Raw genomic sequence first — 21,754 nt, 5'->3', positions numbered from 1 at the left:
GCCTTCGCCAAGCCGAGGGCAAAAAACGCGGCGGATCGCTCGTCAATCTGCATATAAAGGCGAAGGCCGCTATGGGCCGCCATGGCCATCGCAAGCGGCGTCGAGCGCGAACCGGGGCTGATCACCGCTTCCGTCACCCCGGCCTGCGCCAACCCGTCCACCAATGCCGCTACATAAACAGACAAGGCATCAGCCATCGTTCATCACTCCCAACGCCGATAACATCAGGGCCATTTTCACATTCGTCTCCTCATATTCGCCGTTTGGGTCGGAATCGGCGACAATGCCGCAGCCGGCAAAAAGCACGGCTTCATTCCCGGCGAGCAAAGCCGAGCGAATGGCGACCGCCCACTCCCCGTCTCCCTCGCTGTCCACCCAGCCGATCGGCGCCGCATACCATCCGCGGTCAAGCGGCTCAAGGGCGCGGATCGCCTCAAGCGCCCGATCGCGCGGCGTTCCGCCGAGCGCGGGTGTCGGATGCATCATTTCCACTAAACGGAGCACCGAGCGCTCGCGGCAGCCATGGCCGATGACCGGGGTGCATAAATGTTGGATATGCGGCAGCTTGAGAAGCTGCGGCGCGGGCGGCATCTCGACCGTCTCGCAGACGGAAGAAAACAAGCGGCCGATCATTTGCACGACAAACTGATGTTCTTCGTTGTTTTTTCGATCTGCCCGCAGCCAAGCGCCAAGACGCTCATCTTCCTCCATAGCGGCCCCGCGGCGCACCGATCCGGCGAGGCAAACCGACCGGCACATCTTCCCTTCTTTTTGGACAAGCTGCTCAGGGGAAGCCCCGATAAAACAGCGGCCGTCCTGTTCAAACGCAAAAATGTAAGCAAACGGCTGCTGTTCGCGAAGCCGCCGAAGCACAGCCGCGGCATCCACCGTTTTGGCAAACGCCAAGCGCCGAGCGCGGGCGAGCACCACCTTGTCCAACGCCCCCGCCCGAATCGAGGCGATCGCTTCGCGAACAGCCGCCAGCCAGCGTTCTTTCTCTTCTTCCTCGTCCGAAACAAGGCGCGGAAGCCGCTCCGGAGCGGCCATGGGGGCGCCGATCCGCTCAAGCAAACGCCCGATTCGCTCCCAGTCCCGTCCTCTTTTGTCCGTTGGGACGGTGACAGTCAACGTCGTTTTGCCGTTTCTTACGGCAAGAAGCGCGACTGGCGCCACGAGCTTCCCGGCCGGAAAGCCGCGCCAAATGTCGGTGCGCGGCCGATAGGGGTCAAACGAAAACCCGCCAAACAATAACGGCGGCGCATCTGCCTCGCCATACCGCTCCATCTGCTCCCCCCATCGCCGGCGCTCCATTTCCACATCATGAAACCGGCCGTCGGCCTTCTCGGTTTCGATCGCATAAACGGAGCCGAGGCCGACCAATATCGTGCCTCCACTTCGATCCGACCAAAAAAACCGTTCGCGGAAGCCGCATGACGGCCCTTGCATAAAAAAAGAAACCGGATCAATGCTTTCCCACGGTTCCGTCCAGCTGACAAACGGCCGCGCCGCATTCACCGCCAATCTATGCAATTGTTGCTGCAGGTGATGTCGAAATCCAATCGCCACGTTCCTCACGCTTTCTGTCGTAAAATTCCCCCTCCATCCCCACTTCCTATTATAATATAATAGGAAATCATTTATCTATCGGGAAGGGTTGACATGCTTTCAACGTTTTCCTACACTTATTTTGGATGTAAACGGATGACATTTTCACGGAATATAAAGGGGAATGAATATGCAACCATTAACACATATGGACCATCGCCCGCCGGCACGCCGCGACTGGCGCGTCTTTTGGCGGCTGACGCGCCCGCATACGCTGACGGCGGCATTTGTGCCCGTATGCGTCGGCACGGTGCTGGCGCTCGGCGAAACATCGATCGATTGGCTGCTGTTTGCCGCTATGATGGTCGCCTCTTTGTTGATTCAGGCGGCAACGAACATGTTTAATGAATACTACGATTATCAGCGCGGCCTCGATTCACCGGAGTCGGTCGGCATCGGCGGCGCCATCGTCCGCGATGGCCTCAAGCCGAAAACGGTGCTGACGTTGGCGTTTGGCTGCTTTGGAGCGGCCATGCTCATCGGCGTTTACATTTGCGCAGAAAGCAGTTGGTGGCTCGCTGTTGTCGGAACGATTTGCATGGCGGCCGGCTATTTCTACACTGGGGGGCCGGTTCCGATCGCCTATACGCCGTTTGGCGAACTGGCGGCTGGGTTTTTTATGGGCTTTGTCATCATTTTGATTTCATTTTTCATCCAAACGGGCCATATCAGCGGCGGCGCCGTGCTCACCGCCATTCCGGTCGCGATTTTAGTCGGCGCCATTTTGCTCGCCAACAATATTCGCGACTTGGACGGCGACCGCGAAAAAGGGAGAAAGACGCTCGCTATTTTGATTGGCCGCGATTGGGCCATCCGCCTGCTCGCTGCCATGTTCGCCGTTGCCTTTCTTTGGACTGGGGCGCTTGCTGCGTTTCACATCGTTCCGCCTTGGGCGCTGCTTGCGCTGTTGAGCATCCCGAAAGCGGTTGCGGCGACGCGCGGATTTATCGGCAAGATCAAGCCGATGGAAATGATGCCGGCTATGAAAGCAACGGCGCAAACGAATACGCAGTTCGGCTTCTTGCTCGCCGCTGGCTTGCTCATTGCCCATTGGCTGTAACACGGTCAAAATGACCGTGTTTTTTTTTTGATTTTCGCCCATACTACATCATATAGACGCTACTGCAAAGGAAGGGATTGCGACTGATGCTGAAGAACGAACAGCTTGCCGCCCTCCGCTCAAGGCTGCTCGAAATGAAACGGGAGACGGAAGACCGGCTGAAGCAAAACGACCATTTCGGCATGATCCGCAGCCACGCCCACGATGCGGTCGGCGAGCTAGCGAGCTATGACAACCATCCAGCCGATGACGCAACAGAGCTGTATGAGCGGGAAAAAGATCTCGCCTTGCAGGAGCATGCCGAGCGCGAACTTCGCGAGATTGAACGGGCGCTTGGCGCCATCGCCGACGGCACGTACGGAACGTGCCGCATATGCGGCCGGCCGATCCCATACGAACGGCTCGAGGCGCTGCCGACAACGCTCTACTGCCGCGAGCACAGCCCGGATCAAACGGTGTCGCAAAAGCGGCCGCTTGAAGAGGGCGTGCTTATGCCGCCGTTTGGCAAATTCGATTTTGACGACCGCGATGAGTCGGTCGCTTATGACGCGGAAGATGCATGGCAGGAAGTGGCCCGCTACGGCACATCCGACACCCCTTCGGACCTTGGCAAAAACGTCGATTTCTACGGCGAAGTGTACGCCGAGTCGGAAGAGAACGTCGGCTATGTCGAAGACTTGGAAAATTTCGCGGCCGTCGATTTGCATGGCAGACACGTACGTGTGTACCCGACGCGGGAGCATGAGCTGCTGGAAAACATATTGGATGACGAAGGCATCATGTCGAACATCGGCGATTTGCCGGCGTATGAAAAAGATCCGTATACATCGAAAGACAGTTACCGCCGTTATGACGAAAGACCGTCCCAGCAAAGCTTCGGAGAAACGACTCCGTGAAAAAGACCATCCGCAAGATAGTCTTTTTTTGAAACGGGCCGATGCCGTTGTCCGTAGTACAGAGCAGAACGTCATATGATCCTAATGGAGGCGAAATGATGAACGCACATGAGATCGATTACCGGCTGTACGGCGATGACATGCAGTTTGTCGAAATCGAGCTCGACCCATACGAAAGCGTGGTCGCTGAAGCGGGCGGGATGATGATGATGGATGACGGCATCGTCATGGAAACCGTATTTGGCGACGGCTCTTCCGCCGGAAAAGGGCTGCTCAGCCGTCTTGTCGGCGCGGGGAAGCGGCTGCTGACGGGCGAAAGTTTGTTCATGACCGTGTTTACAAACCAAGGAAGCGGAAAGCGCCGCGTCGCCTTCGCGGCTCCGTATCCGGGAAAGATCATTCCGGTTGACCTCAACGAATTCGGTGGAAAACTCATTTGCCAAAAAGACTCCTTTTTGTGTGCGGCAAAAGGCGTCTCCGTCGGCATTGAGTTTCAGCGCAAGCTCGGTGCCGGCTTTTTCGGCGGCGAAGGGTTTATTATGCAAAAGCTCGAAGGAGACGGACTCGCCTTTTTGCACGCCGGCGGAACGATCCACCGCCGCGACTTGCAGCCGGGGGAAACGTTGCGCATTGACACCGGCTGCCTTGTCGCCATGACGAAAGACGTCGACTATGATATTGAATATGTCGGCAACATCAAAACCGCCTTTTTCGGCGGCGAAGGATTGTTTTTGGCAACGGTAACCGGCCCGGGAGCGGTGTGGGTGCAGTCGCTTCCGTTCAGCCGGCTCGCTGACCGTGTGCTCGCCGCCGCCCCGAGCGCCGGCGGACGGTCGGTCGGCGAAGGCAGCATCCTTGGCGGCATCGGCGACTGGCTCGACGGCGACGACTAAGCGAGAAAGGGCGCTCCGGCCAAACGGAACGCCCTTTTGCTTTTATGCCTCCTCCCTCGAAATTACCCAAAATGGGTAGAATTATGACATTCGACATCGGGAGATTTTCATCCTTCCGATGGCGCCGAATTTCTTCGTCTCGGATTCGCCGCAATCAAACCGGAGCGCATCCTTTCCGAAGCAAGATGATGGCCATACACAACACTGATTCCTATTCGCCAACAGAAGGCTTCATTCCTTGAATGCTTCATCTATATTTTTAGACAAATTCCAACAACAGCTGTTTCCGACTGTCGAAATTTCATTTGCACACAGTCAAATTTCTATATTATAATATATGTAAATTGATAATTATTATAAAGAAAAGAGGTGCATTATGTCTCCAACACTGTACGATTTCCACCACCTCCCACACGTCAAAAGGCAAAGTGAATCGAAAAAAGCGCTTTGGGTGACGCTTTTGTTGACCGTGTTTTTCACCGCCGTCGAAATCATTGGCGGACTGATTTCCAACTCACTCGCCCTCTTGTCCGATTCGGCCCATATGGCATCCGATGTATTGGCGCTTGGCTTAAGCATGGTCGCCCTCTATATGGCGACGCGCCCGCCGAACCGCCGGTTTACGTTCGGCTTTTTGCGGTTTGAAATCATCACATCGTTTTTGAACGGGCTGACGTTAGCGGTCATTGCTCTGTGGATTTTATGGGAAGGCATTCAGCGGTTTCTCCATCCTGAACCGATCAACTTTCGTCTCATGCTCGGGATCGCAGCGATCGGCCTCGTCGTCAACTTGACGTTGACCATCGTCTTAAGCCGGAGCACGAAAGAGGAAGACAACTTGAACGTTCAGAGCGCCCTTTGGCATTTCATCGGCGACTTGATCAGCTCGATCGGCGTCATCGTTTCAGCGCTGCTCATTTATTTCACCGGCTGGACAGTGTTCGACCCGATCATCAGCTTAGTGATCGCCTCCATCATTTTCACGGGCGGGGCGAAAATTATGCGCGAATCGTATCTCATCTTAATGGAAGCCGTGCCGGAGCAATTCGACCTCGAACAAATCCGCGCCGACATCCTAAAGATCGAAGGGATCGAAGACGTGCATGATATGCATTTATGGGCCATCTCGACCGACCATTACTCACTGTCGGCTCATGTGTTTGTCAACGAACGCATCCAGCCGCTTTGCGTCATCTTGGCGGTGAATGAAATGTTGAAGGAAAAATACGGAATCGAGCACGCCACCATCCAGGTCGAGCACGCCATGCTCCACGACCATGGCAGCTATGGCAAGGCATTTTTGGAGAAAAAGAAACAGTCATAATAATAACGGCCGCCTATGGCTAAGCAGCATAGGACGGCCTCTCTTCTTTTTTATTATTCATGGTGCAAAACATGAGGCAAAGCAGACAATGCCTATTGCCGCTGCAACTCATACTTCTCTTCCCGCATCGTCCCGTGCTGTTCATACCGGATATGCCATAACAGCGCTTTTTCCAATACATGTGGTGTGTGGCCGCCGCGATCCAACGCCTCGGCAAAATAATCGCGCAGCTGCGGACGGTAGTCGGGATGAGCGCAATGTTCAATAATGAGCGGCGCTCGTTCGACAGGAGCCAGCCCGCGCAAATCGGCGTATCCATACTCCGTGATGATGACATCAACATCATGCTCGGTATGGTCGACATGCGATACGAACGGAACGATGCTCGAAATCGCCCCATGTTCGGCACTGGATTTCGTCACAAAAATCGTGAGGCGCGCATGACGGGCAAAGTCACCCGAACCGCCGATGCCGTTCATCATATGCGTGCCGCGAACGTGCGTCGAGTTTACATTCCCGTAAATGTCCGCTTCCAGCGCCGTATTGATCGAAATAAGACCGAGTCGGCGAATAATTTCTGGATGATTGGAAATCTCTTGTGGTCGCAAAATCAATTTGCCCCGATAGGCGTCCAAATTCGTATACACTTGTTTCATCTTGCTTTCTGATAATGTCATCGAACAGCCGGAAGCAAACCGTACCTTCCCCGCATCGATCAAATCAAACATGGCATCTTGCAACACTTCTGAATAAACTTCTAAATCATAAAATTCAGAATACAACAAGCCGTAAAGAACTGCATTCGCGACCGAACCGATTCCGGCCTGAATCGGCGCCAACCGTTCAGTCAATCTTCCTGCCGCCACCTCTTTACGGAGAAAATCAATTAAATGGTTGGCAATCGCCGACGTTTCTTCATCAGGAGGTGCAATCGTCGATGGAGAATCCATTTGGTTTGTAATGACAATGCCGGCAATTTTATCGATATCTACCGGAATGCCAATCATCCCTATGCGATCATCGACTTTCGTCAGTGGAATAGGGCTGCGCTCCCCTTGCTTCCCGACTTCATAAATGTCATGGAACCCGTAAAGCGCTTTCGGTTGAGCCATGTTTAATTCGATGATCACCTGTCTTGCTTTCTCGACAAAAATGGATGAATTACCGACAGAAGTCGTTGGAATGATCAGTCCGTCTTCAGTGATCGAAACCGCTTCCACAATTGCGTAATCGATCGGTTTCAATGCGTCAGAACGGACAAGTTCCGCCGTATGCGACAAATGCTGGTCGATAAATAGCAGTTCCCTTTCGTTAATTTTACGGCGCATCGTGGCATCAGCTTGAAACGGCAAACGTTTATGGATAATGCCCGCTTCAGCCATCAGTTTGTCGATATCTGAGCCAAGCGAAGCTCCTGTATAGACGTCAACTTTCAACGGCTGTTGTTTCGCTCTCTCAATGAGCGCCGTCGGCACCGCTTTTGCATCCCCCGCACGGGTAAAACCGCTCAACCCAAGCGTCATGCCGTCGTTGATCCACGAGGCAGCCGTTTCCGCCGTCACGATCCGCTCCCTTAACGCACGATGGCCGATCCGTTCGAAAATGCATGGTTCCAAAGCGATTTCCCCCTTTTGTTTTTTCCTCATTATAGCGGCTAACGGGAGGAAAATCATTCGAATTGGAGTAAAAGGGCTTTCTTTTGCACTTAAGCAGCATTTTCATTGCATAAAGCAGAAAATAATCTGCCCTGTGCCGTTGCTCCTTAGGCTAAAACCGAGATATTCGCTGCATAAAACAAAAACCGCCTATATCGGCGGTTTTGTCAAAAGCCGAGCAATCTCCGGAAATGGCTGGCATACGTTTGGCTGACAGGCACTTTTGAACCGTCTTTCATCACTAGCAAAAACGTCGAATGGGAATCCGGATGAATTTCGGCAATATAATCGACATTGACAATATACGACCGATGGCAACGGATGAACCGGTCACTTGGAAGGGAAAATTCCAATTCGGTTAAATTATATTTATGGTAGCCTCCGACATGCACGGCTTTGACAAACGTTTTTCGGTTTTGCGCCTCCAAATAGACAATGGTTTCAAAAGGAATCGGAATCCAGCGATCCATCGTCCGTATCGTCAAATACGACATTGTCAGAAGCGGCTTTTTCGGCCATACCGCCGTCACGCATCCTTTCGGCACTCCGTCTTCCAAAATTGGAACCGACACCCCGAAATACGGAACGCCAAACACCCGGCTGTCCTTTTGCTCCTCAATCTTCCGGCGAATCACTAACGCTTTGTATGTGACCGAATCCGGTTTAATTTCATCGCCTGGACGGATTTTCAAATCGATTTGCCTGCTCGGCTGGTAGTAAATGTACCTCCGATCATCGGAAATAACGAGCGATGCTTCGACCGGAAACAATTCGTTAACAACTTGGCTGATTGCTGAAACAAGCAGTGAATCCATATGCCCCACCTCTTGCAAACCATTCCACATCTTTATTTTCAGCCGCCACGGCACGTTTGTCAAACGAGAAATCCCTTGATCGCGCTTGAAAAGAAGGAATTAAAAGAGAGCACCATGAAACATATAAGGGGGGACCATTGCAAATAACAAAGAGGTGTCGCTAATGGAAATGGATATGGCTTTATCCTTTTTAGGCGTTGCCATTTTGCTGACGATCGCCCCCGGCCCGGACATCTTGTTCGTCATCGCCCAAAGCCTATCCCAAGGCAAATGGGCCGGCATCACCACCGCGCTTGGGCTTTGCACGGGGCTTGTCGTCCATATCAGCGCAGCGACGCTTGGCATCTCGGCTGTCATTTACCAGTCGGCTTTGACCTTTGCCGTCGTCAAATACGCCGGCGCCGCTTATTTGCTGTACTTGGCATGGCAAGCGTTGAAAGAAAAAGACGCCAGCTTGGCGTTTGGCCAGCAGGAGCCAATGGCCTATTTCTCTTTGTACAAAAAAGGCATTTTCATGAACGTGCTCAACCCGAAAGTGTCGCTGTTCTTTCTGGCATTGCTGCCGCAGTTCGTCAATCAGTCAGCGGGCCATGTGCCGCGGCAAATGCTGCTATTAGGCGCCATCTTTCTCGTTCAAGCGCTCGCCGTCTTCACCCTTGTGAGCATCGGCGCGGAAAAACTGCGCCACCTGTTGCTGTCGAACAAACGAATCGCCAAGCGGATCAATCGGCTAAAAGGCGCCCTGTTCGCCCTAATCGGCATTCAAATCGCCTTCAGCGAGCGTTCGTAGCGGCGCGCGGCGAGGAGCAGCCGCTCCTTTCTGCGAGCGGCCCGCAACACCTCTTTTCCGCTCATATCCACAAAAGCGCCGCGCCTCCTAGGAGAAGCAACGGCAGAAACAACAGCACATCGAGACCAAATGACAAAAGATTGGCAATTTCAACCAACATGGCGGCCTTTCTCTCGCAGGCCGCCATCCGTTTGTATTGTTCCCGCTGCGGCTTCATGAGCCTGACGCCAAGCGGCAACAACCTCATTCCCTCCCGCCATTCCCGTGTCGCTTGCTTCATCCCATTCCAACCGCACCAGCATGCGCAAAAACTCTTTTTTCAGCTCAATTCTCTCACTTTCAGTATACATCATTTTGCTAAGGAAGGGAAACTCTACCTGTTTGCCACAGCGGATGTCATTTCGCCAGTTTTGTTTGCGCAGTTCCTCGTCGTTCCGTTGATGATGCCGGCCAATCTCAAAGCACAAACAACCCGATACATGTTTTTTAACTTTTTTGATTGTATTTTTCGAAGAATATCTTGTTTTCCCCCACACGATTTGTGTTAAAATTTGAGATGGACGCCCCCAATGACCTGCTGTTCCTATCTCCATTGATGATTGAGCCCTTTGATGAAGCCCTAAATCAATGGAATCCTGTCAAAAGCGTGTTGCCAAAGCAGAAATTACTTGAATCATCGGACACCTATAAGGAAAACCATTCAAAATTGAGAAAGGATGACCAATATGGAAGCCCTCTTGAACCGAATTTTGGACCGCCTGGATCAATTACAATCGGATATCAACACCTTGACATCCGAAGTAAACGACGTCAAAACCAAAATGGCAACCAAACAGGAAGCAGCTGAGCTCCGATCCACAGTAAACGAACTCCAGTTCACAATGAATCAACTCCAGTCCACCGTAAACGAGATGGAAGCGAAAATGGCGACCAAACAGGAGTTGGCAGAACTCCGATCCACAGTGAATGAGATGGAAGCAAAGATGGCGACCAAAGACGATCTAGCCCCAATTCGGCAGGCAGTCCTGGAAACCAATGAGATTGTCAAAAACATCGAAGTCAACCAAGAGCGCCACGAACAAATTTTGGAAATCCTCTCCAAACGATCGATCGAACATGAGGCATCCATCTCCAAGCTGCGGCGCGCGCAGTAATTCAACAAGGGAAAGACGACCGGGGTTAGGGAGTAAACAATGGACAAGGATCGAGATGTGGAGCAAGGAAAAAACATACCTTTCAGACATGTATCGGATTGATCTAACGAATATTCTTCCTAGCAGCGTTGGAACCGTGTTTAGGCTATCCAAGCGTCCTAGCACCCGGGAAGGCCAAGCGTCTTCCCGGATTTGTCTGGCTTGGAACATGCTCGGCTTCAATCGGCATCTCAACCATCGTCTATCAACACTTTAACGTCTACAAATGCTAAAAAGACGAGAAAATAAAAAAAGCACGTAACCTTTTTTGATTGGTTAAGTGCTTCTCGTCAACAATTTCTTAATCATTTGATATTTTTCCTCTACTTTGTTCCTCAGCTCTTCTTCTCCGATATACTCATCGTCATCCTCTCTATGAAGAGGGTTAGGCTCATACCAACCGCACGCTTCCGAAATATCATCAAACGCGTCGATGTACTTTTCGTCTAAATCTCCATCATCGAAATAAGATGCATATATAGCAGGAAAATCATAAGAAAATTGCTCTGGCGACAAATTTCCTTCAAGATAGTCTTCGATGCACCGCAACAAATCATCCATCGATTTCCCTCCAATCTTTTTTTGGTTTCTTTCTAGTAACAATACTAACAATCTCGCCAGTATCATTAGCTTGTATGACAGCAATACCGTCTTTAAAATACACCGTTTTGTTCCCTTCTGCCTGATGATATTTTTTACCTGTCTTGAGTACATCCAAGACATTTTCATTTGTAAAGTCTCTTTTTCCTTTTCCTTGTTTTTGGCCCAAAGCTCGGTTAACTGCATGTTCTCTAAATATAAATCCTTTTTCTTTAAAGTATTCAAACGTTTTGTTCATTTTTTGAAGATATTGTGCTGAATAAACATTAGGATCCTTTACCTCTAGCTTATGACCTCTGATATGCTTATTATACCACTCTTCGTACGAAACGGAATCCACCAATCCATTCATCGACTGGCGTTTCTCACCTTTCGTATATTCCGATTCATCAAAATACGGAATCGTCGTCGTTCGGCAGCGGACATGAAATGGCGGTGCCGTTGTGCCAGGTTTATAATTTTTTACCTCATACACTTTTCCGTCCATGCTTCGGCAAATGTCCGATGTCCGCATATCGAGCGTGGCCAAAATCTCGTATTTCTCCATTCCTGCGTCGCGATAGCTGTTGTGGGCCGCCAAATTGTGAAAGAAGTTGGCCTCGGTTCTCACCAACGCTTCGGCGCGCGAATAGGCTACATCGGCCACTCTTACAATTTCTTTGGCCGTCCGATCAATGGACCGGCCGATGATGAAGCTTTGTTCGAGCGTTTTTCGGATATTTTGCATCGTTTCCTGCTCATGGCCCCAGATCCGTTTGGAAAACTCTTTCCCACTCCAGTTATACGACATCACTTCGCACATGGTGCTGTCGTCAAGAATTTGCACATTAACAGGAATGCCCGTTCTGGCAAAGTCGTACATGAAGTGGTAAATGAACAAAAAATAATTTACACGTATTATTAATACGTGTTATAATAAAGATGTGGAAAGGGGGAATAAACATTTCATCAAAAGAACTGATTAAACTACTGAAAAAAGACGGATGGTACTTACATAGGGTAGTCGGAAGCCACCATCATTTCAAACATCCAACGAAAAAAGGAACCGTCACAGTTCCCCATCCACGAAAAGACTTAAAACCTGGAACAGTACACTCAATACTAAAGCAGGCAGGGCTGAAATAGCCCTCCTGCGAAAGGAGGTTTTCCATATTGGCTAAATATTATTTCCCTGCCATTTTCGATCCCGGATCCGATGGGAGCGAAGGATATACTGTCACATTTCCGGATCTGCCGGGTTGCATTACAGAAGGTTCTACTTTGGAAGAGGCATTTCGTATGGCAAAAGACGCTTTAGAAGGATACCTTTATGGAATGGAAGAAGACGGCGAAGGGATCCCGGCGCCCTCTGATCCCAAGAAATTAGTCATTCCTCAAGGTGCGTTTGTCTCTATGATCGAGGCGTGGACCGACTATATCCGTGACGAGATGGAAAATAAATCAATTAAGAAAACATTGACAATCCCCAAATGGTTAAATGACGCCGCGGAAGCAGAAGGGATTAATTTTTCGCAACTCCTGCAATTTGCCCTGAAAGAACGCCTAGGAATGGTTAAAAAAAGCGAACCTGACACAAAACAATGAAATGGAAAAGCCTCTTCACCCACACAGGTAGAAGAGGCTTTCTTTTATGCGTTTTTGAATTTTTCTTTCCGCCCGTTCAATCATGGTTTGAACGCTACTATATAGATGCTTGAAGCTTTAACATTTGCGGCTTTTACCGGGCATTGGATCGACTGTCGGGCGACCGAACAGCGCCGCTTTCAGACCCATGTATGGGTCTGTAAAGCGAGTGGTTGTTCGGTCTTCCGTCACGCCTTGGCGTGACGAGGGCAAGCCACAGGCTTGCCCTCGACAGTCGAAAAATGGATAAGCGACTTTTCCGTCAAGGATATGTTAAACGTTTTCGTTGCATCTATATAGACCATGCCCTCCTTTTTCATCTCTTCAAAAAATCCCTTGTCTTCCCCCATACGATTTGTGCTAAAATGGGAGTTGGATGTCCCCAACGACCTACTGCTCATATCCCCATTGATGATCGAACCTTTTGACAGAGCCCTACACCGACAAGATCCAGACTACGTTAGTAAAGCAGAAAAAGCCTTGGAGAATGGGCTTGAATCACCATCAATCAAAGCAGGGAAAGGATGACCCATATGGAAGCACTCTTGAACCGAATTTTGGATCGCCTCGATCAATTGCACTCGAATGTCAGTACCTTGACATCCGAAGTCAGCGATATCAAAACCAAAATGGCGACCAAAGAGGAATTGGCTGAACTCCAGTCCAAAGTCGATGAAATCGAAGCGAAAATGGCCACCAAAGAGGAATTGGCCGGACTCCAGTCCAAAGTCGATGAAATCGAAGCGAAAATGGCCACCAAAGAGGAATTGGCCGGACTCCAGTCCAAAGTCGATGAAATCGAAGCGAAAATGGCCACCAAAGAGGAATTGGCTGAACTCCAGTCCAAAGTCGATGAAATCGAAGCGAAAATGGCCACCAAAGAGGAATTGGCCGGACTCCAGTCCAAAGTCGACGAAATCGAGGCGAAAATGGCCACCAAAGAGGAACTCGCTGAACTTCGCTCCACTGTGATCGAGCTCCAGTCCAATGTAAACGAAATTCAAGCGAAGATGGCGACCAAAGAGGAACTCGCTGAACTCCAGTCCAAAGTGAATGGACTCCAATCCAACGTAAACGAAATTCAAGCGAAGATGGCAACCAAAGACGACCTGGCCCCAATTCGGCAGGCGGTCCTGGAAACCAATGAAATTGTCAAAAGTATCGAAATCAACCAAGAGCGCCACGAGCACATTTTGGAAATCCTCTCCAAACGCTCGATTGAACATGAGGCATCCATCGCCAACCTTCGGCGCGCGCAATAATTCTACAGAATGAAGACAATCGGTGTTAGGGAACAAACAATGGACAAGGGTCGAGCTATGCAGTGCCACAAAGAAAAAACATCCCTTTCAGACATGTATCGCTGGGATTCATCTAAGGAAGATTTCCCTAAACCAGAGCGACAACCTGACAGCGTTTGAACCATGTTTAGGATATCCATGGGGGCATCAATCACATCCGGGAAGGGCCAGGCATCTTCCCGGATGTGTCTAACGTGGCTTCAGTCGACAGCCATCCATCGTCCATCAACATTTTTGGCCTCCCTTTCATTTGCCGTTCTGATCCTTTCTGTCAAACTCTCTAAACGGCTGGTGAAAAACAACGGATTCACTCGATTTGAGAGAAATCGAAAGGGATAAAGTCATGGTGTCGCAAGGTTTTTCAATTGGAAAAACACTGTTGGGAAGCAGTATTTTCCTTCAAATCACCGGGCTTCTAAATGTTGTACGCCTTATTCCGATTCGTGTTTCAAAAAAACACAAATTTTCTACTTCTTCACACATTCCCTCTCCTTTGATTTGCCGCTCTAGCTATGAAGCCGAAAAAGCTGATGTCGCTTTTCTCTCCTCCGCTCCGCAACGAATACCCCCGCTAGAAACGAACCATGAAGTGGAAGGAGACAAAAACATATAGCCGCTTTCGCGATACAAAAACCGAAGCGTCCATTGTCCGGAATCATCAGGAAATTCTTGATGCAACAACTGTTCGATGGCGTCGATGCACGCCTGTTGTTCATCAGGCGCAATCGGGCGGAAATCTTCCGCTAACGTCCCTGAACAAGCTTGTTCTGCCGTCACCTCGCCATTCCACCCCCACTCCTGTCTATGAAACGGTTCATGAATCGGCTCGCTCCACTCAAACCAACGTCATTTTCTGCTAAAATAAGGACCAAGCCACCCTCGTTCATGGGTTACAACAAACGTCCAATTGAACTCGTGATCGACCACGTATATATCGGCATACTTGCCGTTTTCAGCTGTCAAATCTCTCGCTTTCAAACTGAAAGCGTTCTCCACTTTAAAAACGCCATCACAATGTTGAAAGAAAATATAGCAGCATTCTTTCTCTTCCTTATCAAACGCCATTTCCGCTTCTGTTTCCACTAAACAGTCCCTCATTCCATAGCTGAACACATGCCATAAGTAACCGCCCGCCCCATTGATATCATAAAGGTGGATGTTTTGTTTTTCTTCCGCAGTCAAATGTCCGGCAAACACCTCTTCCCAATGTTGCCTTAATTTCGCTCCGAAACCAGGTTGTTTGCTTATTTTGATGTTTCGATCCGCCAGTTTATCGAACAACTCCATTCACTCCTCCCTCAAGTTGGGTTATATGAATTGCTTTTCGCGTAAGCTGCAAAAATCGGGAGAACTGAATACCTAGATTGTAAGAAGAACTCCATAGTATAATCACATCGTTATGACAATCAGCGAATCCCTTTGTTCAGTTCGCAATTCTTTCCCATCTTCGCATAATCAGTTCTCCCTCTCTTTATTTTCTCTCCCATATCTCCTTGCATCTTACGACTCAACCTCTCCTCTTCTTCCACTTTTGGTTTTTCTCTGCAATTTTCTCTCATTTTCCATTCTTTTCACTTTCCATTTCGCCTCACCGAACACGATTGTACGCACACGATTTTCTTTTCTCGAATCGTATTCGGTAAATAAAAAACAAGGGATTCCACTTACGTGAAACCCCTTGTCCCTAAAGCCTTTTCCCTATTTTCGATGCCGATGGTGGGAGTAAAACCACCATCCTCCAACCCTTGATTTTTCAAAGTTTATAGACTTTCAATTTCCTTGGTGTGCAAAATTTGTGCAAAATTATCTCCAGTGCGTAAATCCATGCAAAAAGGCGGATCACTCCGCCTTCTTTTCGTTGCTCATATTCCGCCTTTTTTAATTAAATTGGGTAAGAATATTTTAGTTTTTATTATCCAGAACATTTAAAACACGATTAATAAACGCTTGACCATCTTCAAACTCAATATATCGTAAACTATTATCATGCAATAAAATCTCTACTTTTTTAAATGTTTCTCTATCCCCATTGTCTATTAGTTTTTGTAATTCAGCTAATTCAGCTCTTAATGCGTTAACCAAACTCTCTGGTTCTTCGTCTCTAAATTCTCTAATCATGTCGTCAAATTCATGATCATCGATTGATTGATTATAATATCCGTCTACAAAGTATTTAAGCGTCTTAAATTTTCTCTCAATTTCCATCATATTCATCACCACTTCGGATAAGATGTAACAATATAAAAACCATATGGAGAATTAGGATCTCTTTTTAATAATGTGAAAGTATTTCTTAGGTCATAATCAATTTTATTTGCACCCTTTTTAACTCCTCTTCCCACCGGATGTTTATATTTATAATTTAGACTTAATGTTGTACTTTCGGAGTTTAACAGCCAATCAGCAATTTTATCAGCATTCGCTTTTATTGTTAGTTCAATCACATTATTGGCAGTAGTTTTATTAGTATAAGTACTTACGTCTTTTCTTTCTGATTTCATACGATCAATTAATTCATTATCTTTTAAAGAAACATGTTTTAGAATTGTATGACCTTTATCTTCAGAATAATTTAATAATGTTCCTGCGTCAATATTGTTTATTTTATCTGAAATGAATTTGACTGCAGCATCATCAATTTTATCTGTTCCTTTTTTTACCGTCGATTTGATTACATCGACTGCTTTCCCAATATTTTTTAAGTCTTTTAAGTCTCCAATAACAGGTATGAATGCAAATAATGCTAATCCAACTTCTTTAGCAGTAGCATTAGGATTAAATAAAGTATTGACAAGATTATATGCGTCTTTAAATTGACCAACAACAGGAACAAAATCGGTGACCACATCCATTAGTGACTTAGCTAATTCCTGTTTCTTCTTTTCCTCTGCCTCTTTTTGAAGTCTTTGTGCTTCTTTAGATATATCAACTGTTACGCCCTTATTAGCTTTTGATGAGATATAAGACTTTAGACTTCTATAAGTTTGCGCCCCGGCTACACCATCAACAGATATACCAACTGATTTTTGAAAACTTCTTACAGCTCCCTCTGTCTCGGAACCATATACACCATCCACTTTAACATTATATCCTGCCGAATTTAACATTCTTTGTAATTCCTTTACAGCCTCTCCTTTGCTTCCTTCTCTAAGCGTCTGACCTGTCCAATGATCATCGCTACCTGATGAGTTTGATCGGGACACTGTTGTTTGTGTTCTCACATACTCTTGTAGAGCCTGGTACGTTTGTTTCCCCGCAATTCCATCGGCCGTGATTCCAACCTTCTTCTGAAATTCCTTCACAGCCTTCTCTGTATTTGCTCCGTAAACTCCATCAATTCCCCCAGGATTAAATCCGGCTTTATAAAGCCAAGATTGCAATGTCTTCACATAATCATTTCGATCACCTCTTTTCAGCGTTTGCCCACTCCATAGATAATTTGTATAATTTGATGGATAATAGATGATTCTGCTAGTCCCATCTACAACGTACATCATTGAGCCCCCCATTTCAAAGCTTTATCCATTAATTTCAATAGTAATCAATTTTGATCAAAAAGATTGTCGAATTTTGTATTAAAATAAAAAAATCCCCACTCTAAAGGTGGAGATTCGTAATCATCATTCCATATCATACGGCCGGTATTTCTTGCGCAACGCCTCCAATTCTTTTTTCTTTTCCTCGATGTCGCTTCTTAAAAACAAACTGTCGCCGCGTAGCTTTTTGATCGGATTTAACTTGCCGCCCGCAATCATCTGACTCACTCTTTGACGTGTGACACCAAGAATTTCAACTACTTCAGAAGTCGTGAGGACTTCATTTCGAATGAAGTCCTCTATCTCCTGGCGTGAATTAAGATGGTATTGCACCTTTTCACCTCCTAATCACTTACGGATACGATCAATTAAACGATCGATAAGCGTCCATGCCCAAAGTAACAGTGCCACTAATAATGCGATATCCAGAACGCCTAGATGATGAAAGTCAGTTGTAACTAGAAACGTAATGGCGATAATCGCAATTAAAGCATTAAGAATGACTTTTGACATTTGTTTGGGGAGATGATACTATTTTTTATACAGAAGCCCTTCCCGAAGGTAGGGCTTCCGCTTGGGTTTATTTGCGACGTTTCTTTTTGGAGCGTCGCTTTTTATTTTTCTTTCTATCGTCGAGGTAAATCTTGAATGCTAGCGTTGCCGCCGCTATGCTCATGATTTTCTCGACGATATCGAGGATTTTCATCATCTCCCTTTGTTCACCTCCTTTCTGATTTTATTATACCAAATGTATTTACAATTGTAAATAGATAAAATAAAAAAATTGTAAAAATAGCGAAAAAATCCCCCGCCAAACGGCAGGGGTTAAACAATAGTAGCTGGATACCCATTTTGCTTCAACTCTTCAACCAGCTGCTCCGCATTCTTCCGATCGCTGAACGCCCCTACTTGCACACGGTATAGTTTTCCGTCAGACGATTTTTGTTGTGGCTGCGATGGTGCTGTTTTTGCTTTTTGCGGCAATCCCAGGAATTTTGCGATTCCTCGCGCGTGCGCCTCGCCTACATCTTTGAGAAACTCTTCATTTTTTAGCAACTTGGCGTCGCTTGAATCAATGAACAGATTCTCGGTAAGAACAGCAGGCATTTTTGTTTCTCGAAGTACTGCATAATTTGCCCTTTTCTTCCCCCTGTCTGTAATGGAGCCAAAAGTCTTCATCGTCGCTAAAATTTCACCATGCAGGACATTTTGCAACGCGATAGTTTGCGAGGAAACGCCACCGTTGTAAACGTAGCTTTCGAATCCATTTCCTTTCCCGGCGTTGATATGCACGCTGACAAATACGTCCGCGCCCCATGCGTTTGCCATGTCGGCGCGTTGGGACAACGTCAGTGTTTGGTCTCCTGTACGAGTGACACGTTGTTCAAAGCCTGTGTAGTTAGCTTCGAGATAAACCATGGCATATTCTACGATTTTATGAGTCAAGTTTTTCTCCTGTAATCCATTTGCCACCGCGCCAGGATCATCGCCGCCATGCCCTTTATCCCAGTAGATTTTAGACATTTTTCCCTTCTCCTTTCTCGCTTCTCCCTTTCAGCACCTCTACCGCCTGCTTGATTTGTTCTGGCACAGGAAGCCCAATTCGTCCGGCATTTTCAATGATCGAAAGTAGCTCATTCGCTAAATAAAAAAAGATCGTCGCGTCTCGGAATAGTCCGTTCGTTCCGACCGCACGATCAATGAGGTGACCGACAGCAACTAGCGCGAAAATCATCACTTTTTTTGGTATCCGTTTGAACCCGACGGCACTACGAAGCGAACCTTCTTTTGATGCTGCCAATACGCCCGTGACATAATCCATGACGACAAATGCCAGCAAGATGCCGAGCAGTTCTGACCATCCACCAAACAAATAACCGACAACAGCCCCAACCGCAGCCGCGCCGGTTTTATAGATCACATCAAGCCTTTCCATTCGTTTCACCTCATTATTAGTGTCTAATAATGCTGTTAACAAAACGCTAAAAACGTTGTGCAGGAAACTTGGTTTAAAAGAGGTGACGATGCATTCCTTGAGGCATACGCACGCTTCGATGCTTTTATACCGGAAAGCGAACATCAAATATATTTCAAAGCGTCTTGGTCATAAGGATATAGGGATCACATTGCAGACCTACTCGCACATTTTGGACGAGCTGGAACAAGCAGAAAATATGCTCCTGGATCAAATCATGGATGATTTATATCATGCAAGATAGCCGTGCAAAATTCGTGCAAAATTTTTTCGGATTCTATCGTTTTTTTCGGGATTCCCAAAAAATGAAAAACGACCGCAAATGCGGTCGTTTCAAGGGTTTCACGATTGTTCATCGTGAGGTATCGGATTCCCAGGATGCCGATGGTGGGAGTCGAACCCACACGGGGGGCTACCCCACACGATTTTGAGTCGTGCGCGTCTGCCAATTCCGCCACATCGGCGCGACAATCAACATTTTACCAAATCATCTTTCATCTGTCAATACTTTTTTATTCATTAGATGGAGGCGGCACCCGGATTCGAACCGGGGGTAAAGGTTTTGCAGACCTCTGCCTTACCACTTGGCTATGCCGCCTTGATCGAGAGCGGAAGACGGGACTCGAACCCGCGACCCCCACCTTGGCAAGGTGGTGTTCTACCGCTGAACTACTTCCGCATCCGTGGCTGGGGTAGCTGGATTCGAACCAACGCATCACGGAGTCAAAGTCCGTTGCCTTACCGCTTGGCTATACCCCAACGCCAAAGAACAAGGGCGACTAGTGGGAATCGAACCCACGCATGCCAGAGCCACAATCTGGTGCGTTAACCACTTCGCCATAGTCGCCATCATGATCATAAAAATGGCAGGGGCAGTAGGAATCGAACCCACACCGGAGGTTTTGGAGACCTCTGTTCTACCATTAAACTATGCCCCTTTGTTAAAATGGTGGAGGGGGACGGATTCGAACCGCCGAACCCAAAGGGAGCGGATTTACAGTCCGCCGCGTTTAGCCACTTCGCTACCCCTCCAAGGAATGGTGCCGACTGCAGGACTTGAACCCGCAACCTACTGATTACGATTCAGTTGCTCTACCAATTGAGCTAAGTCGGCGTGATATGAATAGACCGTGACTCGTTGAACTCTGTTGTGTCCCTTCCTCTTCTAGCTGATTCGATGAAGCAGGATGCGTCGGGACAACTCGAAGCAGATTCGACGAAGCAAATGCTCGTCTCTACCAATTGAGCTAAGTCAGCATGTATATCTTATTATATGGTGGCTCGGGACGGAATCGAACCGCCGACACAAGGATTTTCAGTCCTTTGCTCTACCGACTGAGCTACCGAGCCATATTTTTTCATCTTTCACAATTTTGAAAGAATGGCGGTCCCGACGGGACTCGAACCCGCGATCTCCTGCGTGACAGGCAGGCATGTTAACCACTACACTACGGGACCAATTTTGGTTGCGGGGGCAGGATTTGAACCTGCGACCTTCGGGTTATGAGCCCGACGAGCTACCGGACTGCTCCACCCCGCGACGGTAAGAAACTCATCTCATTTGATAACGCTCTAAGTGTTTCTTTAAGACTGCCTCTTCCTCTGCCAGCGAACTCAAAGATATCGAATGCGTCGAGGCAACTCGAAGCGGATTCGACGAAGCGAAGGCTCGTTGCTCCACCCCGCGATGATGAGAAAGTAAGTCAGCTTTTATATTAAGATGGTGGAGGATGACGGGATCGAACCGCCGACCCCTTGCTTGTAAGGCAAGTGCTCTCCCAGCTGAGCTAATCCTCCACAAAGAAGTGACCCGTACGGGATTCGAACCCGTGTTACCGCCGTGAAAGGGCGGTGTCTTAACCACTTGACCAACGGGCCATGCTGATGGATCATGGCGGAGAGCAAGGGATTCGAACCCTTGAGGCGCTATTCACGCCTACACGATTTCCAATCGTGCTCCTTCGACCACTCGGACAGCTCTCCATGATGGCTCCGCAGGCAGGATTCGAACCTGCGACCAATCGGTTAACAGCCGATTGCTCTACCACTGAGCTACTGCGGAATCATAACGATGGTCAATTCTCCCATCAAGATGCCCTGCCTCTTCCTCTGCCAGCCGATTCAAAGAAGCTGGATGCGTCGAGGCAACTCGCAGTTCATCCGATGATGCAAATGCTCGTCACTGAGCTACTGCGGAATGACATCTCTTTAGACATTTACTATTATAATGATTCGCGCTGAGCTGTCAAGAGTTTTTTCATTCCCTCAAAACTAGATAACCGTCGGAAGAAGCCGCGGCGCTTTTCGCTGTCTAGTTCCGGCCGCCATCGGCTCGCGACGCTTCGGTCCTGCTGCGGCGGCGACACATTGCTTACGCTCCTGTGATACCACCCACGCAGAACCAAGCTTTGCTTGGTTCGAGCCTCCTCGCAGGCCCTCCAGCGCGCCTCGCCGATAAGCGGGCGGCCTCCACTTTTCTCACTAGGTT

Annotated in this window: 22 protein-coding genes, 15 tRNA genes and 2 pseudogenes; 10 read left to right on the top strand and 29 right to left on the bottom strand. The window is 48.2% G+C overall.

Going from position 1 to position 21,754, the window contains the following annotated elements; all coding sequences use genetic code 11:
• Together BRO54_RS15965 and BRO54_RS15960 are read right to left on the bottom strand one after the other, a co-directional pair.
• Positions 1-197: thiamine pyrophosphate-binding protein (locus tag BRO54_RS15965; protein WP_275651052.1), on the bottom strand; the 197-nt coding region annotated here is incomplete at its 3' end.
• Entirely contained in the window at positions 190-1,566 is a 1,377-nt protein-coding gene (locus BRO54_RS15960) for an isochorismate synthase (protein WP_074044566.1), read from the bottom strand. The genes BRO54_RS15965 and BRO54_RS15960, both read right to left, overlap by 8 nt.
• A gap of 169 nt (positions 1,567-1,735) precedes the next feature.
• Between BRO54_RS15960 and BRO54_RS15955 the strand changes: the two genes are divergently transcribed.
• The 4 genes from BRO54_RS15955 (at position 1,736) to BRO54_RS15940 (ending at position 5,778) form a co-directional block, all read left to right on the top strand.
• On the top strand, positions 1,736-2,665 hold the full coding sequence (locus BRO54_RS15955) for a 1,4-dihydroxy-2-naphthoate polyprenyltransferase (protein ID WP_074044565.1): 930 nt from the start codon (positions 1,736-1,738) through the stop codon (positions 2,663-2,665).
• A gap of 86 nt (positions 2,666-2,751) precedes the next feature.
• Positions 2,752-3,561 carry a yteA family sporulation protein gene (locus BRO54_RS15950; RefSeq protein ID WP_074044564.1) on the top strand — a complete coding sequence of 270 codons (810 nt, stop codon included), beginning with the start codon at positions 2,752-2,754 and terminating at the stop codon, positions 3,559-3,561.
• 98 nt (positions 3,562-3,659) lie between these two features.
• Entirely contained in the window at positions 3,660-4,454 is a 795-nt protein-coding gene (locus tag BRO54_RS15945) for a TIGR00266 family protein (protein ID WP_074044563.1), read from the top strand.
• Between the two features lie 376 nt (positions 4,455-4,830).
• Positions 4,831-5,778, top strand: a complete 948-nt coding sequence (locus BRO54_RS15940) for a cation diffusion facilitator family transporter (RefSeq protein WP_074044562.1) — start codon at positions 4,831-4,833, stop codon at positions 5,776-5,778.
• Between the two features lie 92 nt (positions 5,779-5,870).
• Here BRO54_RS15940 and BRO54_RS15935 read toward each other — a convergent pair whose 3' ends face one another.
• Both BRO54_RS15935 and BRO54_RS15930 read right to left on the bottom strand, forming a co-directional pair.
• The gene (locus BRO54_RS15935; RefSeq protein WP_074044561.1) at positions 5,871-7,394 is read right to left on the bottom strand and encodes an acetyl-CoA hydrolase/transferase family protein; all 1,524 of its coding nucleotides are present in this window, start codon (positions 7,392-7,394) and stop codon (positions 5,871-5,873) included.
• Positions 7,395-7,600: 206 nt separating this feature from the next.
• Positions 7,601-8,248: a LytTR family DNA-binding domain-containing protein gene (locus tag BRO54_RS15930; RefSeq protein WP_074044568.1), complete on the bottom strand. Its 648-nt coding sequence runs from the start codon at positions 8,246-8,248 to the stop codon at positions 7,601-7,603.
• 163 nt (positions 8,249-8,411) lie between these two features.
• Here BRO54_RS15930 and BRO54_RS15925 point away from each other — a divergent pair, with 163 nt between their 5' ends.
• Positions 8,412-9,038: a LysE family translocator gene (locus BRO54_RS15925; RefSeq protein WP_074044560.1), complete on the top strand. Its 627-nt coding sequence runs from the start codon at positions 8,412-8,414 to the stop codon at positions 9,036-9,038.
• A 251-nt stretch (positions 9,039-9,289) separates the two neighbouring features.
• On the opposite strand, the pseudogene BRO54_RS15915 reads toward BRO54_RS15925, so the two are convergent.
• Positions 9,290-9,463, bottom strand: a pseudogene (locus BRO54_RS15915) (DUF4351 domain-containing protein); the annotation flags it as partial.
• A gap of 300 nt (positions 9,464-9,763) precedes the next feature.
• Between BRO54_RS15915 and BRO54_RS15910 the strand changes: the two are divergent.
• A complete protein-coding gene (locus tag BRO54_RS15910) occupies positions 9,764-10,192 on the top strand; it encodes a hypothetical protein (RefSeq protein ID WP_074044558.1) in 429 nt (142 codons plus the stop codon).
• Between the two features lie 315 nt (positions 10,193-10,507).
• Here the strand turns inward: BRO54_RS15910 and BRO54_RS15905 are convergent, their stop codons facing one another.
• Positions 10,508-10,792, bottom strand: a complete 285-nt coding sequence (locus tag BRO54_RS15905; protein ID WP_074044557.1) for a hypothetical protein — start codon at positions 10,790-10,792, stop codon at positions 10,508-10,510.
• Positions 10,785-11,711 carry a minor capsid protein gene (locus BRO54_RS20635; protein WP_239691284.1) on the bottom strand — a complete coding sequence of 309 codons (927 nt, stop codon included), beginning with the start codon at positions 11,709-11,711 and terminating at the stop codon, positions 10,785-10,787. The genes BRO54_RS15905 and BRO54_RS20635 overlap by 8 nt, the downstream gene beginning before the upstream one ends.
• Positions 11,712-11,752: 41 nt before the next feature.
• Here BRO54_RS20635 and BRO54_RS15895 point away from each other — a divergent pair, with 41 nt between their 5' ends.
• The 3 genes from BRO54_RS15895 to BRO54_RS15880 all read left to right on the top strand — a co-directional run bounded on the left by BRO54_RS15895 (position 11,753) and on the right by BRO54_RS15880 (position 13,716).
• Entirely contained in the window at positions 11,753-11,956 is a 204-nt protein-coding gene (locus BRO54_RS15895; protein ID WP_204378355.1) for a type II toxin-antitoxin system HicA family toxin, read from the top strand.
• A 27-nt stretch (positions 11,957-11,983) separates the two neighbouring features.
• On the top strand, positions 11,984-12,415 hold the full coding sequence (locus BRO54_RS15890) for a type II toxin-antitoxin system HicB family antitoxin (protein ID WP_074044556.1): 432 nt from the start codon (positions 11,984-11,986) through the stop codon (positions 12,413-12,415).
• Between the two features lie 572 nt (positions 12,416-12,987).
• Complete coding sequence (locus BRO54_RS15880) at positions 12,988-13,716, top strand: hypothetical protein (protein WP_074044554.1); 729 nt, start codon at positions 12,988-12,990, stop codon at positions 13,714-13,716.
• A 549-nt stretch (positions 13,717-14,265) separates the two neighbouring features.
• On the opposite strand, the gene BRO54_RS15875 is transcribed toward BRO54_RS15880, so the two are convergent.
• The 7 genes from BRO54_RS15875 to BRO54_RS15845 all read right to left on the bottom strand — a co-directional run bounded on the left by BRO54_RS15875 (position 14,266) and on the right by BRO54_RS15845 (position 19,227).
• On the bottom strand, positions 14,266-14,532 hold the full coding sequence (locus tag BRO54_RS15875; protein WP_074044553.1) for a hypothetical protein: 267 nt from the start codon (positions 14,530-14,532) through the stop codon (positions 14,266-14,268).
• Between the two features lie 69 nt (positions 14,533-14,601).
• On the bottom strand, positions 14,602-15,042 hold the full coding sequence (locus BRO54_RS15870; protein ID WP_074044552.1) for a DUF4275 family protein: 441 nt from the start codon (positions 15,040-15,042) through the stop codon (positions 14,602-14,604).
• A 615-nt stretch (positions 15,043-15,657) separates the two neighbouring features.
• The gene (locus BRO54_RS15865; RefSeq protein ID WP_019417960.1) at positions 15,658-15,963 is read right to left on the bottom strand and encodes a contact-dependent growth inhibition system immunity protein; all 306 of its coding nucleotides are present in this window, start codon (positions 15,961-15,963) and stop codon (positions 15,658-15,660) included.
• A gap of 5 nt (positions 15,964-15,968) precedes the next feature.
• Positions 15,969-17,249: a peptidoglycan-binding protein gene (locus BRO54_RS15860; RefSeq protein WP_074044551.1), complete on the bottom strand. Its 1,281-nt coding sequence runs from the start codon at positions 17,247-17,249 to the stop codon at positions 15,969-15,971.
• Positions 17,250-17,375: 126 nt separating this feature from the next.
• Positions 17,376-17,624: a helix-turn-helix domain-containing protein gene (locus BRO54_RS15855; protein ID WP_074044550.1), complete on the bottom strand. Its 249-nt coding sequence runs from the start codon at positions 17,622-17,624 to the stop codon at positions 17,376-17,378.
• A 492-nt stretch (positions 17,625-18,116) separates the two neighbouring features.
• A complete protein-coding gene (locus BRO54_RS15850) occupies positions 18,117-18,815 on the bottom strand; it encodes an N-acetylmuramoyl-L-alanine amidase (protein ID WP_074044549.1) in 699 nt (232 codons plus the stop codon).
• Positions 18,808-19,227: a phage holin family protein gene (locus BRO54_RS15845; RefSeq protein WP_074044548.1), complete on the bottom strand. Its 420-nt coding sequence runs from the start codon at positions 19,225-19,227 to the stop codon at positions 18,808-18,810. The genes BRO54_RS15850 and BRO54_RS15845 overlap by 8 nt, the downstream gene beginning before the upstream one ends.
• Positions 19,228-19,243: 16 nt before the next feature.
• On the opposite strand from BRO54_RS15845, the pseudogene BRO54_RS15840 reads away from it, so the two are divergent.
• Positions 19,244-19,510: pseudogene (locus tag BRO54_RS15840) on the top strand (tyrosine-type recombinase/integrase); the annotation flags it as partial.
• A 135-nt stretch (positions 19,511-19,645) separates the two neighbouring features.
• Here BRO54_RS15840 and BRO54_RS15835 read toward each other — a convergent pair.
• From BRO54_RS15835 to BRO54_RS15765, 15 genes are all read right to left on the bottom strand, one after another.
• A tRNA-Leu gene (locus tag BRO54_RS15835) sits at positions 19,646-19,730 on the bottom strand.
• Between the two features lie 60 nt (positions 19,731-19,790).
• Positions 19,791-19,864 (bottom strand) — tRNA-Cys (locus BRO54_RS15830).
• A 9-nt stretch (positions 19,865-19,873) separates the two neighbouring features.
• A tRNA-Gly gene (locus BRO54_RS15825) sits at positions 19,874-19,945 on the bottom strand.
• A gap of 5 nt (positions 19,946-19,950) precedes the next feature.
• Positions 19,951-20,025, bottom strand: a tRNA-Gln gene (locus BRO54_RS15820).
• A gap of 15 nt (positions 20,026-20,040) precedes the next feature.
• Positions 20,041-20,113, bottom strand: a tRNA-His gene (locus BRO54_RS15815).
• A 17-nt stretch (positions 20,114-20,130) separates the two neighbouring features.
• Positions 20,131-20,204 (bottom strand) — tRNA-Trp (locus BRO54_RS15810).
• Positions 20,205-20,213: 9 nt separating this feature from the next.
• A tRNA-Tyr gene (locus BRO54_RS15805) sits at positions 20,214-20,298 on the bottom strand.
• A gap of 6 nt (positions 20,299-20,304) precedes the next feature.
• Positions 20,305-20,380: transfer RNA gene (locus BRO54_RS15800), tRNA-Thr, on the bottom strand.
• Positions 20,381-20,540: 160 nt separating this feature from the next.
• A tRNA-Phe gene (locus BRO54_RS15795) sits at positions 20,541-20,616 on the bottom strand.
• A gap of 32 nt (positions 20,617-20,648) precedes the next feature.
• A tRNA-Asp gene (locus tag BRO54_RS15790) sits at positions 20,649-20,724 on the bottom strand.
• Positions 20,725-20,729: 5 nt separating this feature from the next.
• Positions 20,730-20,806: transfer RNA gene (locus BRO54_RS15785), tRNA-Met, on the bottom strand.
• Positions 20,807-20,987: 181 nt separating this feature from the next.
• Positions 20,988-21,063, bottom strand: a tRNA-Val gene (locus BRO54_RS15780).
• Positions 21,064-21,072: 9 nt separating this feature from the next.
• Positions 21,073-21,144: transfer RNA gene (locus BRO54_RS15775), tRNA-Glu, on the bottom strand.
• Between the two features lie 14 nt (positions 21,145-21,158).
• A tRNA-Ser gene (locus BRO54_RS15770) sits at positions 21,159-21,249 on the bottom strand.
• Positions 21,250-21,253: 4 nt separating this feature from the next.
• Positions 21,254-21,328, bottom strand: a tRNA-Asn gene (locus tag BRO54_RS15765).
• Positions 21,329-21,754: the final 426 nt, after the last annotated feature.

The sequence above is a fragment of the Geobacillus proteiniphilus genome, from assembly GCF_001908025.1.
Classification (GTDB): Bacteria; Bacillota; Bacilli; order Bacillales; family Anoxybacillaceae; genus Geobacillus; species Geobacillus proteiniphilus.
This window is presented reverse-complemented; position numbering and strand designations above follow the sequence as displayed.